General features: G+C 33.5%; 11 protein-coding genes, 2 pseudogenes and 1 riboswitch. Of the genes and pseudogenes, 8 read left to right on the top strand and 5 right to left on the bottom strand.

Annotation, left to right across the window (positions count from 1 at the left end; translation table 11 throughout):
• Positions 1-31: 31 nt before the first annotated feature.
• Positions 32-562, bottom strand: a complete 531-nt coding sequence (locus AC1DS7_RS07685) for a GNAT family N-acetyltransferase (RefSeq protein WP_002086278.1) — start codon at positions 560-562, stop codon at positions 32-34.
• 53 nt (positions 563-615) lie between these two features.
• On the opposite strand from AC1DS7_RS07685, the pseudogene AC1DS7_RS07680 reads away from it, so the two are divergent.
• A pseudogene (locus tag AC1DS7_RS07680) lies at positions 616-855 on the top strand (M23 family metallopeptidase); the annotation flags it as partial.
• Between the two features lie 63 nt (positions 856-918).
• Here the strand turns inward: AC1DS7_RS07680 and AC1DS7_RS07675 are convergent.
• A complete protein-coding gene (locus AC1DS7_RS07675) occupies positions 919-2,214 on the bottom strand; it encodes an Nramp family divalent metal transporter (RefSeq protein WP_001030684.1) in 1,296 nt (431 codons plus the stop codon).
• 493 nt (positions 2,215-2,707) lie between these two features.
• Here AC1DS7_RS07675 and trhO point away from each other — a divergent pair, with 493 nt between their 5' ends.
• Positions 2,708-3,667: an oxygen-dependent tRNA uridine(34) hydroxylase TrhO gene (gene trhO / locus AC1DS7_RS07670; RefSeq protein ID WP_002086277.1), complete on the top strand. Its 960-nt coding sequence runs from the start codon at positions 2,708-2,710 to the stop codon at positions 3,665-3,667.
• A gap of 48 nt (positions 3,668-3,715) precedes the next feature.
• Here the strand turns inward: trhO and AC1DS7_RS07665 are convergent, their stop codons facing one another.
• A complete protein-coding gene (locus tag AC1DS7_RS07665) occupies positions 3,716-5,191 on the bottom strand; it encodes a hypothetical protein (protein WP_016103142.1) in 1,476 nt (491 codons plus the stop codon).
• 175 nt (positions 5,192-5,366) lie between these two features.
• Between AC1DS7_RS07665 and panE the strand changes: the two genes are divergently transcribed.
• Positions 5,367-6,311: a 2-dehydropantoate 2-reductase gene (panE, locus tag AC1DS7_RS07660; protein ID WP_002141289.1), complete on the top strand. Its 945-nt coding sequence runs from the start codon at positions 5,367-5,369 to the stop codon at positions 6,309-6,311.
• A 61-nt stretch (positions 6,312-6,372) separates the two neighbouring features.
• On the opposite strand, the gene AC1DS7_RS07655 is transcribed toward panE, so the two are convergent.
• On the bottom strand, positions 6,373-6,501 hold the full coding sequence (locus AC1DS7_RS07655; protein WP_000031870.1) for a hypothetical protein: 129 nt from the start codon (positions 6,499-6,501) through the stop codon (positions 6,373-6,375).
• A 139-nt stretch (positions 6,502-6,640) separates the two neighbouring features.
• Positions 6,641-6,787, top strand: a riboswitch (cyclic di-AMP (ydaO/yuaA leader).
• 144 nt (positions 6,788-6,931) lie between these two features.
• On the opposite strand from AC1DS7_RS07655, the gene AC1DS7_RS07650 reads away from it, so the two are divergent.
• From AC1DS7_RS07650 to AC1DS7_RS07630, 5 genes are all read left to right on the top strand, one after another.
• Positions 6,932-8,758, top strand: coding sequence for an APC family permease (locus AC1DS7_RS07650; RefSeq protein WP_002141290.1), 1,827 nt, complete (start codon positions 6,932-6,934; stop codon positions 8,756-8,758).
• 604 nt (positions 8,759-9,362) lie between these two features.
• Positions 9,363-10,523 carry a non-hemolytic enterotoxin NHE subunit A gene (gene nheA, locus AC1DS7_RS07645; RefSeq protein WP_016103146.1) on the top strand — a complete coding sequence of 387 codons (1,161 nt, stop codon included), beginning with the start codon at positions 9,363-9,365 and terminating at the stop codon, positions 10,521-10,523.
• 37 nt (positions 10,524-10,560) lie between these two features.
• A complete protein-coding gene (nheB, locus tag AC1DS7_RS07640; protein ID WP_016103147.1) occupies positions 10,561-11,769 on the top strand; it encodes a non-hemolytic enterotoxin NHE subunit B in 1,209 nt (402 codons plus the stop codon).
• Positions 11,770-11,877: 108 nt separating this feature from the next.
• Positions 11,878-12,957: a non-hemolytic enterotoxin subunit C gene (gene nheC, locus AC1DS7_RS07635; protein ID WP_033708128.1), complete on the top strand. Its 1,080-nt coding sequence runs from the start codon at positions 11,878-11,880 to the stop codon at positions 12,955-12,957.
• 234 nt (positions 12,958-13,191) lie between these two features.
• Complete coding sequence (locus tag AC1DS7_RS07630) at positions 13,192-13,818, top strand: LysE family translocator (RefSeq protein WP_000432973.1); 627 nt, start codon at positions 13,192-13,194, stop codon at positions 13,816-13,818.
• Between the two features lie 243 nt (positions 13,819-14,061).
• Here the strand turns inward: AC1DS7_RS07630 and AC1DS7_RS07625 are convergent.
• Positions 14,062-14,330, bottom strand: a pseudogene (locus AC1DS7_RS07625) (hypothetical protein).
• Positions 14,331-14,557 lie beyond the last annotated feature (227 nt).

The raw sequence follows: 14,557 nt of genomic DNA, 5'->3' as shown, positions 1-14,557 counted from the left end.
AGTGAGGTTTCTTTTTTTGGAATTATATCTATTAAACGGATTTTAATAAAGAATAAAAATTCGTATCATAGGGGATATCATCTTGATACATATAGTTTTTTAGAACTCCTTCTTTTTCAAAACCTAATTTTAATAGCACTTTATTTGAAGCCTCATTTTCAAGAAAGACAATTGCTCCGATACGTTTTAAATGAAGTGTGTGGAAACCGTATGATATAACTTCAGAAACCGCTTCAGTCGCATATCCATTTCCCCAGTGTTCAGGCAAAAAGGCATAACTTATATTTGCTCGTTTATGTTCGGAAGACCAATCATGAAAACCAATTGTTCCAATGAGCCCTTTCTTGTCTTTTAATTCGATTCCCCATTTAATGCCGCCTCTTGCGTTGTACCCCAATTTAAAATTAGTAAGGATTTGTTTTACTTGATCCAAATTTTGCAATGGTTTTTGGCCATAATGGCGCAGGACATCAGTATTAGAAAAGCATTGTAGTATACTCGGTGCATCTTCGTCGGTAAGTTCTCGTAAAATGAGTCGGTTGGTTTTTAATATAGGAAACATGCTTTCACTCCATTTCTTCTGAAACTAGAATGTGTTGTTATTATATAATCTAATCTGAAAATAAAGATTATTCAAGGGGTAAGGATGATTTTGAATCTATGGCTGTTAATCATATTTATTTACGACTAGATGAATCGGGGGTATTTTTGTTTCTTACACAAGTCGGTAACTCAGGAAGTTCAAGTGAACCACATTTACATATCCATCATCAAAGGCAGGATCCATCCAAGGTGAGTATGTTTTTCACGGAAGGCTTGCCACTTTATTTTCGAACTGAAAAACATAAGTGGTAAGTAGAAGGAAATCATTTCATACAAAAAGGGTATTCCAAATCAAATTTGGAATACCCTTCTTCATTACCCTACAAATGTTTGATACAGTAAGAAAATATTTAAAACGATAATAAGTGCAGCGATTAACCACGCGATAAATGTTGTAATGCGATGGTTGACGAGTGCACCCATAATCTTCTTATTACTTGTAAACATAATAAGTGGTACTAATGCAAAGGCAATACCGAAAGATAAGACAACTTGACTCATAACGAGAGCGTAAGTTGGATTTACACCTAAAGCGATAATAACGAGAGGCGGAATCATTGTTATAAATCGGCGTAAGTATAACGGAATATGCATTCGAATGAATCCTTGCATAATAATATCACCAGACATCGTACCAACAGAAGAACTAGATAAACCTGCTGATAAAAGTCCAATCCCAAATAATGCAGCCGATACAGGACCGACTAAATTACTGAACTGGTTAAAAGCAACATCAAGGTCTTCAACGTGCAAGCCGTTTTTAAAGAATAGTGCAGCTGCTACAATTAACATACTTGCATTAATTGCTCCAGCGATAACCATTGCAATAATAATATCGATGAATTCGAAGCGGAAAATCTTTTTCTTTTGTTCATCATTTGTTCCGACTACACGGCGCTGCGTTAAGGCCGAATGTAAATATATCGCGTGCGGCATTACTGTCGCACCTAAAATTCCAGCTGCTAAAAGGATGCTATCTACACCTTGGAATTTTGGAGTGAAAAGTCCTGAGAGTAGAGGGCTTAATTCCGGTTTTGCGTAAAAGACTTGGATACCAAAAGCGATAACAACGATAAAAATCATACCTGTTATGATAGCTTCTAATGGACGAAAGCCTCTGCGTTGAAATTCAAGAATAATAAATGATCCAACTGCTGTAATTAAAGCAGCTGGTAACATCGGAATTCCAAATAGTAAGTATAAGCCAAGTGCTGCCCCGATAAATTCAGCTAAATCTGTAGCCATAATAACGAGTTCCCCTTGTATCCATAAACCGATGGAAACTGGTTTGGGGAAGTTTTCGCGAGCTACTTCAGGAAGATTTCTCCCAGTAGCGATTCCTAATTTAGCTGATAAAGTTTGAATTAATACAGCCATTAAATTAGAAGCGAGTATTACCCAAAGCAATAAATACCCATATTGTGATCCAGCTGCGATATTTGTAGCGAAGTTCCCAGGATCAATATAAGCAACTGATGCGATAAAAGCAGGTCCTAAGAATGGTAACAGTCTTTTAAAGCCTTTTGTTTGTCCACTTAACGCTAAATGGGCTGATTGAACTGTTGTACTTTGAGAAGGGACTTGTTCATCTTTTGTTATATCTTTATTCATAGTAGTATTCCCCTTTGAAATCTTAACTTGATTAAAGTTTCACTTTATTCTTACTCGTTATTTCAATACGTTTAGATATATGATGTGGCAATTTCATTTGAACATAAAAGTTTCCTTAATGCAAATTATATGACTGTGTGCAATGAATGGTGTGACGATGCAAAAATATTTTGGGAGTTTATGGTTGCTGACTAAGGGAGAAGATAATAAATTATAGGGTTGTTTTTGAAATTTATGTGAACATACAGCCTATATTACAGCATATTAATTGATGGAAATGAAATTGTATGATATATAATATATTGGGATTACAACCTAACCGTAGTGTTTTGTTCTGTAATCTTGTTTTTATTTCTGTTAACTTATAGAAAAAATTGTAAATAGAAGAAAATAGGCTAAGTACAATTTAGTATGTATTTTCTTATTATATATGTTTTGATATGAACGTTAACTTATACATGATTTTAAAATTTAGATAGGTGGTAGAAATACATTGGCAACTACAAAACCATATAGAGTATTACTGTATTACATGTACACAACAATTGAAAATCCAGAAGAATTTGCTGAACAGCATTTAGAATTTTGTAAATCACTTGAGTTAAAAGGAAGAATTCTTGTAGCGACTGAAGGAATTAACGGAACTTGTTCTGGAACTGTTGAGCAAACAGAAAAATACGTGGAAGCGATGAATAATGATCCACGTTTTGCTGGAATCGTATTTAAAATTGATGAGGCAGATGAACATGCATTCAAGAAAATGCACGTACGTCCTCGTTCAGAGTTAGTTACACTTCGTCTAGAAGACGACATTAACCCGAAAGAAATTACTGGGAAGTATTTAGAACCAAAAGATTTTTATGAGGCAATGAAACAAGAAGATACAGTTATCATTGATGCACGAAATGATTATGAATTTGATTTAGGACACTTCAAAGGTGCGATTAAACCAGATATTGAATCATTCCGTGAATTACCAGATTGGATTAGAGAAAATAAAGAAACACTTGAGGGTAAAAAGATTTTAACGTACTGTACAGGTGGAATTCGTTGTGAGAAATTCTCAGGTTGGTTAGTTCGTGAAGGTTATGAAGATGTAAGCCAGCTTCATGGCGGAATTGTAACGTACGGAAAAGATCCAGAAGTACAAGGTGAACTTTGGGATGGTCAATGTTACGTATTTGATGAGCGTATCGCTGTACCAGTAAACCAAAAAGAACATGTTATCGTTGGTAAAGATCACTTTACAGGTGAACCTTGTGAGCGCTATGTAAACTGTGCAAACCCTGAATGTAACAAGAAAATTTTATGTTCTGAAGAAAGTGAAGCAAAACATTTACGTGCATGTTCTCATGAATGTCGTGTACACCCACGTAATCGTTATATCGTGCAACACGAATTAACAGAAGAGCAAGTAGCTGCTACATTAGAAAAAATCGAAGCAGGTAAGTAAGCATAATAGAAAACAGATGGTAGCATCGTGCTGCCATCTGTTTTTTAGTTACTTTGTACTATCCTTCTCTTTCACAGCAGATAATACAGTTTGTTTTACCCATGCTTTTCTTCTTTTATGTTGTACACTCCATTGGTATAAACTTTGTATACCTAAAATAAGTGAAATGACTATACCGCTAATCGCTATTAATAGAGCGAAAAATTCAAAAGGCGATGATATTTTGTTTGAATCGGTGTTTCTTAAAAGGTCAATCATAGTAAACCCTAACATTTGGCCTACAACAGAATAGAGCGTTAAAATTAATAATAAGAGGCTATCTTTTTTTGAAGCAACATTTTCTTGATATTTAAATAAACTATCGAGATTTTGTTTCGCGTTCGTGTACAGTACTTCAATGTTAAAAAGTTTTCTTAGACGAAAGAAAATATCTTCACTTTGTGATTGGGATACTAATTCTAAAGAAAAATAATTAGCTGTAAACGAATTTATTGAATAAATTAATTTCTCTATCTCATTTGTATCTTGTTCAATATTTAGTTCAGCATAAGCGTTTGCCATCTTTAATAAAACAACTTTATGAAATAAATTTAATAATAAAGCGTAATAAAACTCCCCGTACATTTGACTAGCAAGTTTAGTGACTGCTTGTTCACCTTCATTTGTAATACATGTGAAAATATGTTCTTCCATAATAAAGTAACGGTTAGGAGCCCATCTTTGATAAGAATGTTTTGTTAAATAATCGTGAATATAAGGAACATTATTTGCACTAATATATGGCTTACCATCATCTGATAATCCGGAAAGACTGGAAGTTCGATATACATCGATTATATGAAGGTCTGACTCTTTGTTTATGGATAATAGAGTTTGTACATACATTCGCTGGTCTTCAAAGAAAGGGAATGTTTGAAAATAAGAACTCCGCAATCTCTTGTTCTCAAAGAAGTCTGTTAAACCATGAAATAAATCACCGAATATAAGTTTTTCTACTTGTGAATATTTTTTTCCATCACATTCAATACAAATAGTCTCAGTCGTATCACTTTTAGTTTCAAGTACACGGAAGCGAGCCGCGAATTCAATTGCTTCTGATAATGTCATGTTAGGAGCGGTTTTTATTTCTGTCCGAATTGTTAAGAACCCAAGCTCATAAGGACAAAGTGTTACATCAATAGAATGTATCTTGAATGGAACGGAAATAAGGTTAGTTGTTAAATGTCCATTTAAATTAAGGTCTTTAGAATAGCGCTGTAATCCTTTTTGATGTTCTGAATGAGGAAAGAGAATTTTATTTGTAAAGGAAAGATAGTATGCTTCCATATTTTGATGTGAAACTTGAAATTTCCCGTAATATGTATTTTCATCTTCAAGATGATCGAGTCGAAAAGGTCGAAAATCATTTTTTTGTAAGAAAGGGAACATATTTTGTTCATATCCAGTTTTAAACGAAAACGGGAATATAAATTGAAATATAGCTGTTGTTACATCTTTTTCCTCGATTGTTTGTATTGCCTCCATTTACATTGTTTCCTTTCCGTATAAGCTATAGAAACAACATGCCCAATTTTTCTTGAAAATAACCTCTCTTGTTCATTAGATTAAGAATGAAAATTCAGCTTATTTAACAAGGGACATGTATAATGTTATGTATACTAAAATTAGTATAATTGTGTTAGAAAAAGGGGGATGTTGTATGCGTATTTTAGTATTAGGAGCTGGGGGCGTTGGCGGATTTTTCGGTGGCCGATTAGTAGAAAAGGGAGAAGATGTTACATTTCTCGTTCGCAGCAAAAGAAAACAGCAATTAGAAGAAAAAGGCCTTGTTATTCGTAGTGTTAATGGAGATTTTTCATTTCAACCGAAATTGGTAACGAAAGAAGATAGAACGACTCCATTTGATGTGATTTTATTTTCAACAAAAGCGTATCATTTACACGAGGCGACCATAGATTTAAAGCCGTTTGTAGGTAAAAATACTGTAATAATCCCATTGTTAAATGGTATCGCTCATTTATCACTATTACAAAAGGAATTCGGTGAAGAAAAAGTAATTGGCGGTCTATGCTTTATCGAGACGACATTAAACAATCAGGGAGAAATTGTACAAACGAGTGCTGCCAACAGACTTGTATTTGGAGAAATTAAGTCTCAAGATTCAGAGAGAATCAATCATATTTCCAAAGCATTTGCAGGTACGAAATCTAGTTTTGTTTTAAGTGAAAATATTACGCAAGATATGTGGCATAAATATTTATTTATTACTGTAATGTCAGGTGTGACAACATTAATGCGTGCACCAATAGGACCGATTCGCGAAAGCGAAGGTGGACGCGATTTTATCCAAAACTTATTTGAAGAATCTGTGCAAATCATGAGGGCATTAGGAGCTCCGGTAAAGGAAAACATTGTTGAGGAACATATGAAAACAATTGATAAAATTTCGTATGATATGAAGTCATCGATGCAGCGTGATATGGAAAAAGGTTCGTCCATTGAAGCGAAGTACTTACAAGGATATTTACTGGATTTAGCAGAGCAATTTTCTAAAGAAGCACCATTATTAGGAGCAGTATATCAAAATTTAAAAGTGTATGAAGAAATGGTCTTTAACAAATCGGCAATAGAATTGGATGTATGAAAAAATAAAAAAGAAAGCAATATATAAATGTATTGCTTTCTTTTTTATTTTTTATGACAAATTATTTATTTCTTTTAACTCTTTCTGTCAAGTTTATTTCTTGTTCGCGTTTCCCATACAACTGATTAATTTCATTTGCTAATGCATCTAAATAGGAATCGGAAAAAATAGGCTTCTTTTCTTTAGACATACGGGTCTCCTTTGTGGATTTTTAGTATTCATTATGTATATTTTTCGGTGGATTATGCGCAATCGTTTTAATTTTTTTCTTTTTTAAAATTTTTGTTTACTTTTTGAAAATAAAGGAGTATTATAATCCACAGTTTCAATTTTCTAAATCGCTGAAGCCGCATGGTGCGGGGGACCCGTTCTTATGGATTAGTACATAATCCAATGGGGTGAATCCTTGAAAAAGGTAGGGCTACTCATAGGCCCGAATCCGACAGCTAACCTCGTAAGCGTTATATTGAGAAGGAAGGTGGAGCTTGTGCGACAAAAAAAATAATGTCTACAAGTCTATTTCGTTATGGCTTGTAGACATTTTTTGTTTTCTGAAGAAATAGTTTATCCGCTGTAATTAGCAGAAAAATTCGTGCAAAATTATTGGAGAGTGGACAGCGTTGGTTTCATCTATCAAAAGGTTTTTAATTGGAAGACCGTTAAAATCAACTGAGTTAGGAGAGCAAAAACTTAATAAAACAAAGGCGCTAGCCATTTTATCTTCTGACGCATTGTCATCGGTCGCATACGGACCAGAGCAAATATTAATTGCACTAGCAGGCCTTGGAGCGGTAGCTTATTGGTATTCCATTCCGATTGCAATTGGGGTATTAGTATTATTGACAGCTCTTATTTTATCTTATCGACAAATTATTTTTGCTTATCCTCATGGCGGCGGAGCATATGTTGTATCAAAAGAGAATTTAGGGATGAATCCAGGCTTAATAGCAGGAGGATCTTTATTAGTTGATTACATTTTAACGGTTGCAGTAAGTGTATCTGCGGGTACAGATGCGCTCACATCTGCTTTTCCTAGCTTACATGCACATAATGTAATCATTGCGATTATATTTGTCATATTGATTACCATCTTAAATTTAAGAGGCGTAACGGAATCAGCTTCCGTTTTAGCATATCCTGTTTATTTATTCGTTTTAGCACTATTTATATTAATTGGTGTAGGGATATACAATATTTTAACGGGACACGTTTCGCAGGCTTTGCATTCGCCAATTGGAACGCCAGTTGCAGGAATTAGTTTGTTCTTACTGTTACGAGCATTTGCTTCAGGAAGCTCTGCTTTAACGGGTGTTGAGGCGATATCTAACGCAATTCCAAACTTTAAAGATCCTGCACCTAACAATGCAGCGAAAACATTGCTTGCAATGGGTGCATTACTTGCAGTTTTATTTTCTGGAATTGTCTTTTTAGCTTATTATTACGGAATTAATCCAAGTAAGGAAGTAACAGTCGTTTCACAAATTGCTGAACAAACTTTTGGACGTAATTTCATGTACTATTTCATACAAGGTACAACAGCTTTAATATTAATTCTTGCGGCTAACACAGGTTATTCTGCATTTCCACTATTAGCGGTTAATCTTGCAAAAGATAAGTTCATACCGAGAATGTTTACGATTAGAGGAGACCGCCTAGGTTATTCAAACGGTATTATTATACTTGGGATTTCTTCGATTATTTTAATTGTAGCTTTTCAGGGGAAAACAGAACACTTGATTCCGCTATATGCAGTAGGGGTATTTATTCCGTTTACACTTTCTCAAACTGGAATGGTACTAAAATGGCTTCGTGAAAAGCCTGAAGGATGGGCTTTAAGATTAACGGTTAATTTAATTGGTGCAGTCATTAGTTTTATCGTTATGAGCATGTTCTTTTTAACTAAGTTCGCACAAGTTTGGTCAATCCTTATTTTCTTACCTTTCATTATCTTCTTGTTCCATCGAATTAAGAAGCATTATGATGCAGTGGGCGATCAATTAAGTTTAAAAACTTGTGAACCACTTGTTCCGATTGAAGGGAATGTAATTGTCGTTCCTGTAGCTGGTATGACTCATGTAGTAGAAAATTCATTGAACTATGCTAAGGCTCTTTCTGCAGATCAAGTTATCGCTGTATATGTTGCTTTTGACAGAGAAGAGGAAAAGAAATTTGAAGAGAAATGGGAGAAGTGGCAACCTGAAGTAAGGCTTGTTACATTACATTCTCATTATAGAAGCATTATTCAGCCGCTTACAAAATTTATTGACACAGTGCAATATAAAGCGAGTGAATCAAATTACCGAGTTACGGTCGTTATACCACAGTTTATTCCGAAAAAAGGTTGGCATAACATTCTTCATAATCAGTCTAGTTTACTCATTCGTGCGTATTTACTCTATAAAAGAAATGTTGTTATTACGACAGTTCCATATCATTTGAAAAAGTAATAAGATTTTTTAAGGATAGCTTCACGAAAGTGAAGCTATCCTTTTTGTGTATATGCTATGCATAATTGCATATGGATTTAAAAAATATATTAGTATAATTTTAATGGTTATGAATATGTAGTGTTTCCTGTTGTGGTATATAGATAGTTTAATCGAGAAAGTGAATTGAATTTTATTTTGGGATAAGGACATGAGAGCTTGAAAATAAAGGGAATTAAAATACTTCTTTACGTTATATAAATAGCTGTGTTTAAATGACCTTACAGTACAAAACTTACATGAAAACAAAACGAAATTTCATACTTTCACACGTTAATTAGTTTAAAATGAATAATATTTTCATGTAATATATTCACTGTGTGAATGTGGAAATCGCAATAAAATAGAAAATTTATACAGTTTTATTCATACTAAGCACATATGAAAAGTTATGAAGTGTTTTATAACAATAAGTAAGTACTGTAGAAATAAAGTTTGAGAGAGGTGGTTCGTACATGACTCACGGTGAGAACGTTCTCTATTTTTAACCATCTCAAATCAATTGCAAGAAAATAGAATAATAAAATGCGATAGTAATAGTTGCTAATACATAGGAGGAGTTAAAGTGAAAAAGACTTTAATTACAGGGTTATTGGTTACAGCAGTATCTACGAGTTGCTTCGTTCCTGTAAGCGCTTACGCTAAGGAGGGGCAAACAGAAGTGAAAACAGTATATGCGCAAAATGTAATTGCTCCAAATACATTATCCAATTCAATTAGAATGTTAGGATCACAGTCACCGCTTATACAAGCATACGGATTAGTTATTTTGCAACAGCCAGACATTAAGGTAAACGCTATGAGTAGTCTAACGAATCATCAAAAATTTGCAAAAACGAATGTACGAGAGTGGATTGATGAATATAATCCGAAGCTAATCGACTTAAATCAAGAGATGATGAGATACAGCACTAGATTTAATAGCTATTATAGTAAGCTCTATGAACTAGCAGGAAAAGTAAATGAAGATGAACAGGCAAAAGCAGATTTTACAAACGCATATGGAAAATTACAATTGCAGGTCCAAAGCATTCAAGAGAGTATGGAGCAAGATTTATTAGAGTTAAATCGATTTAAAACGGTATTAGACAAAGATAGTAGCAACTTATCAATTAAAGCTGATGAAGCAATAAAAACACTGCAAGGATCAAGTGGAGATATTGTGAAATTAAGAGAAGACATAAAAAGAATTCAAGGGGAAATTCAAGCTGAACTAACTACTATTTTGAATAGACCACAAGAAATTATTAAAGGTTCTATTAATATCGGTAAACAAGTATTTACAATCACAAATCAAACTGCACAAACGAAAACAATCGATTTTGTTTCTATCGGTACTTTAAGTAATGAAATTGTAAATGCTGCAGATAGTCAAACGAGGGAAGCTGCTCTTCGTATTCAACAAAAGCAAAAAGAGTTATTACCACTTATTCAAAAGTTATCACAAACTGAATCAGAGGCAACACAAATTACATTCGTTGAAGATCAAGTAAGTAGCTTTACAGAACTAATTGATCGCCAAATTACAACTTTAGAGACGTTATTAACGGATTGGAAAGTTTTAAACAATAATATGATCCAAATTCAAGCAAATATTGAAGAAGGCACGTATACAGACAGTAGTTTACTTCAAAAACATTTCAATCAACTTAAAAAAGTAAGTGATGAAATGAATAAGCAAACAAATCAATTTGAAGATTACGTTACAAACGTTGAAGTACATTAAACAGAAAAATAATTAGCGATATAGGGAGAGAAGAAAAATGACAAAAAAACCATATAAAGTAATGGCTCTATCAGCACTTATGGCAGTATTTGCAGCAGGGAATATTATGCCAGCCCATACGTATGCTGCTGAAAGTACAGTGAAACAAGCTCCAGTTCATGCTGTAGCAAAAGCATATAATGATTATGACGAATATTCATTAGGACCAGAAGGCCTTAAAGATGCGATGGAAAGAACAGGTTCTAACGCTTTAGTAATGGATCTGTACGCTTTAACAATTATTAAACAAGGTAATGTTAACTTTGGGAACGTAACGTCAGTTGATACATCTTTAAAAGGTAAAGTGATTCAGCATCAAGATACAGCTAGAGGAAATGCGAAGCAATGGCTAGATGTATTGAAGCCACAGCTTATTTCAACAAATCAAAATATCATTAATTACAATACGAAATTCCAAAACTATTATGATACTTTAGTTGCTGCGGTTGATGCAAAGGATAAAGCAACTCTTACGAAAGGTCTAACTAGATTATCAAGTAGTATTACTGAAAATAAAGCGCAAGTAGATAAGTTAGTAGAAGACTTAAAGAAATTCCGAAATAAAATGACGTCGGATACTCAAAATTTCAAGGGAGATGCAAATCAAATTACATCTATCTTGGCTAGTCAAGATGCTGGAATTCCGCTTCTGCAAAATCAAATTACAACGTATAATGAAGCAATTAGTAAATATAATGCAATTATTATCGGTTCATCTGTTGCGACAGCTTTAGGCCCAATTGCAATTATCGGTGGTGCGGTTGTAATTGCTACGGGAGCAGGAACTCCGCTAGGAATCGCATTAATTGCAGGTGGAACAGCAGCAGTAGGTGGTGGTACTGCAGGAATCGTCTTAGCGAAGAAAGAGCTTGATAATGCACAGGCAGAAATTCAAAAGATAACAGGACAAGTTACAACTGCGCAATTAGAAGTGGCAGGACTAACGAACATTAAAACACAAACTGAATATTTAACAAACACAATTGATACAGCAATTACAGCGTTGCAAAACATTTCAAATCAATGGTACACAATGGGATCAAAATACAATTCTTTACTTCAAAATGTAGATTCAATTAGTCCAAATGACCTTGTTTTCATTAAAGAAGATTTAAACATTGCGAAAGATAGCTGGAAGAACATTAAAGACTATGCAGAAAAAATCTATGCTGAAGATATTAAAGTAGTAGATACGAAAAAAGCATAATCGAATACGAATCGTTAGAGCGTTAAGTATTGATGAATGAGTTGAAGCTCCTGTTCAGTTGTGAGCAGGAGCTTTTTTATATCCTTATAAAGAGAATGGGTGAAAAGTATGCAGAAAAGATTTTATAAAAAATGTCTTTTAACGATCATGATTGCTGGGGTGGCAACGAGTAATGCACTTCCTTTACATCCTTTTGCAGCGGAACAAAACGTAAAAACATTACAAGAAAATGCAAAAAATTATTCTCTCGGTCCAGCAGGATTCCAAGATGTAATGGCGCAAACGACATCGAGCATATTCGCAATGGATTCATATGCAAAATTAATTCAAAATCAGCAAGAGACTGATTTGAGTAAAATAAGTTCAATTAATAGTGAGTTTAAAGGAAATATGATTCAGCATCAAAGAGATGCAAAAATTAATGCGGCGTATTGGTTAAATAATATGAAGCCTCAAATTATGAAAACGGATCAAAATATTATTAATTACAATAATACTTTTCAAGCGTATTATAATGACATGTTAGCAGCGATTGATCAAAAGGATAGCGGTAAATTAAAAGCGGATTTAGAAAAGTTGTATGCGGATATTTTAAAGAATCAAAATGAGGTAGATGTACTATTAGGGAATTTGAAAGCTTTTCGCGATAGAATGGCGAAAGACACAAATAGTTTTAAAGAGGATACGAATCAATTAACCTCGATTTTGGCGAGTACGAATGCTGGTATTCCAGCTCTAGAGCAACAAATAAATACATATAACGATTCGATCAAAAAGAGTAACGATATGGTGATTGCTGGTGGTGTACTTTGCGTAGCGTTAATAACTTGTCTTGCGGGGGGACCGATGATTGCGATTGCGAAAAAAGATATTGCAAATGCAGAACGAGAAATAGCCAGTTTAAAGAATAGAATTTCTGGATCGCAAGCAGAAGTGGCAATTTTGACAGATGCAAAAAATAAAACAACTAATATGACAGAAACAATTGATGCAGCAATTACAGCACTGCAAAACATATCAAATCAGTGGTATACGGTAGGTGCGAAATATAATAATTTACTACAAAACGTAAAAGGAATCAGCCCTGAAGAATTTACCTTTATAAAAGAAGATTTAAATACAGCGAAAGATAGCTGGAAGGATGTAAAAGATTATACAGAAAAATTACATGAGGGTGTGACGAAATAAACAGTGGACTAGTTCCGCTGTTTATTTTTTTATCCCGTTTTTTGTGAGAGCCGAGCTTGTAATTTTACCCATAAGTTTGCCGTGTGTTTTATCAATGTAACTTTAGGATAATGTTTGGTCAAATTGATACTAATAACCTCGATAAACTCCTGATCACGCTTTTTATATTTAATATTTTAAGTAAAAAAGCTATACTATAGGCAAAACTGAAAATTGGAAAGGAGATACTAGAACATGGAAAATTATTTGTTATTTATCCTCACAGCAATCCTAATCATAATAATGCCTGGTCCCGGTTTTGCCTTAGTTACAAAAAACACTATCTCGCATGGTAAAAATGGTGGGATAAAGACCGTCTTAGGAACGGTATCTGGAATGATGATTCATACAATAATGGCTACACTAGGACTTTCTGCCATCCTAATGAAATTCTCTATGTTATTTACATTTATAAAATATGCTGGGGCTTTTTACTTAATTTACTTAGCTGTAAAGTCAATTAAAAGTGCCTTGTCTAAAAAAGAAGATATGTCAGGTTCAGTGGAAATGAACTCTAAGGATATTGGAACGATTAAAAGTTTTAGACAAGGATTTACCACGGCAATCTTAAACCCAAAAACTGCTGTGTTTTTCCTAAGTTTTCTACCCCAATTTATTGTGAGCAATCAAAGTCATCTCTTCCAATTTCTTTTGTTAGGACTCACATTTACGACTTTGACAGCAATATGGTATTTACTTTATATCTCACTAATACGTCAATTAAGAACTTTTTTAAGAAAAGAAAAAGTGAACCGTACAATAGAGGGTATTACTGGCACAGTATTATTAGTATTTGGAGTTAGGTTATTTTTCCAAAAATAAATATGTATATGAAAAGAGAAATAATCAATGGTGGTTATTTCTCTTATTCACTTATTCTAAAACTACCATTATAGATTTCTAGAGGTGAGATGATTTTTTGTTGGGTATTTATGTTACTATCACTGTAAAAATTGTGAAGAAATGTACTTAAACTAACGGGGCAGGATAGTTGAATAAGAATAAAAATATTTTTATAAGTTAAATTTATTGAATATCATAAAATATTTATAATTAAACTTTTTTCTAAATCAACACTCGATGGCGAGGTGGTGTTACCTCAAATATAATTATTTTATTTGAAGATTTCATTTTAATTTTTTCAAATCTTTTCATAGGTTGATATACAAAGACGTGTAGTGATAAGCCTATAACTGCAGTAATGTTTAAAATAATACTTATAATCATTAAAGACCATTCTATAACTGGAGAAAAGTATCCGTCCGTACTTAATGTAGAAGAACTTACATCTAGTATTAAAATAACTATTAGTATAAAGGTAAGTTTTTAACCAATTTGAATCCCCCCCTTTTAAGAGTAATATCTTTATATTATTATATTTAAAAAATAAATTATATAATTAATTATAAGATAGTTATCTATGAGAATTTAACTTGTTTTTTCGTTTTGGGGTGTTAAAAAATTCTTAAGTTGATGGGCATGGGATAGCACACCATGCCTATGAACTTAAGAACAGAAACTTACGCTTGAACATAATATCAAATTTAGATGAGCAAAGCTA

Source organism: Bacillus sp. P4_E1 (genome assembly GCF_056401715.1).
Note: the sequence above shows the minus strand (reverse complement) of the source record. Positions and strands in the feature narration are given on the sequence as shown.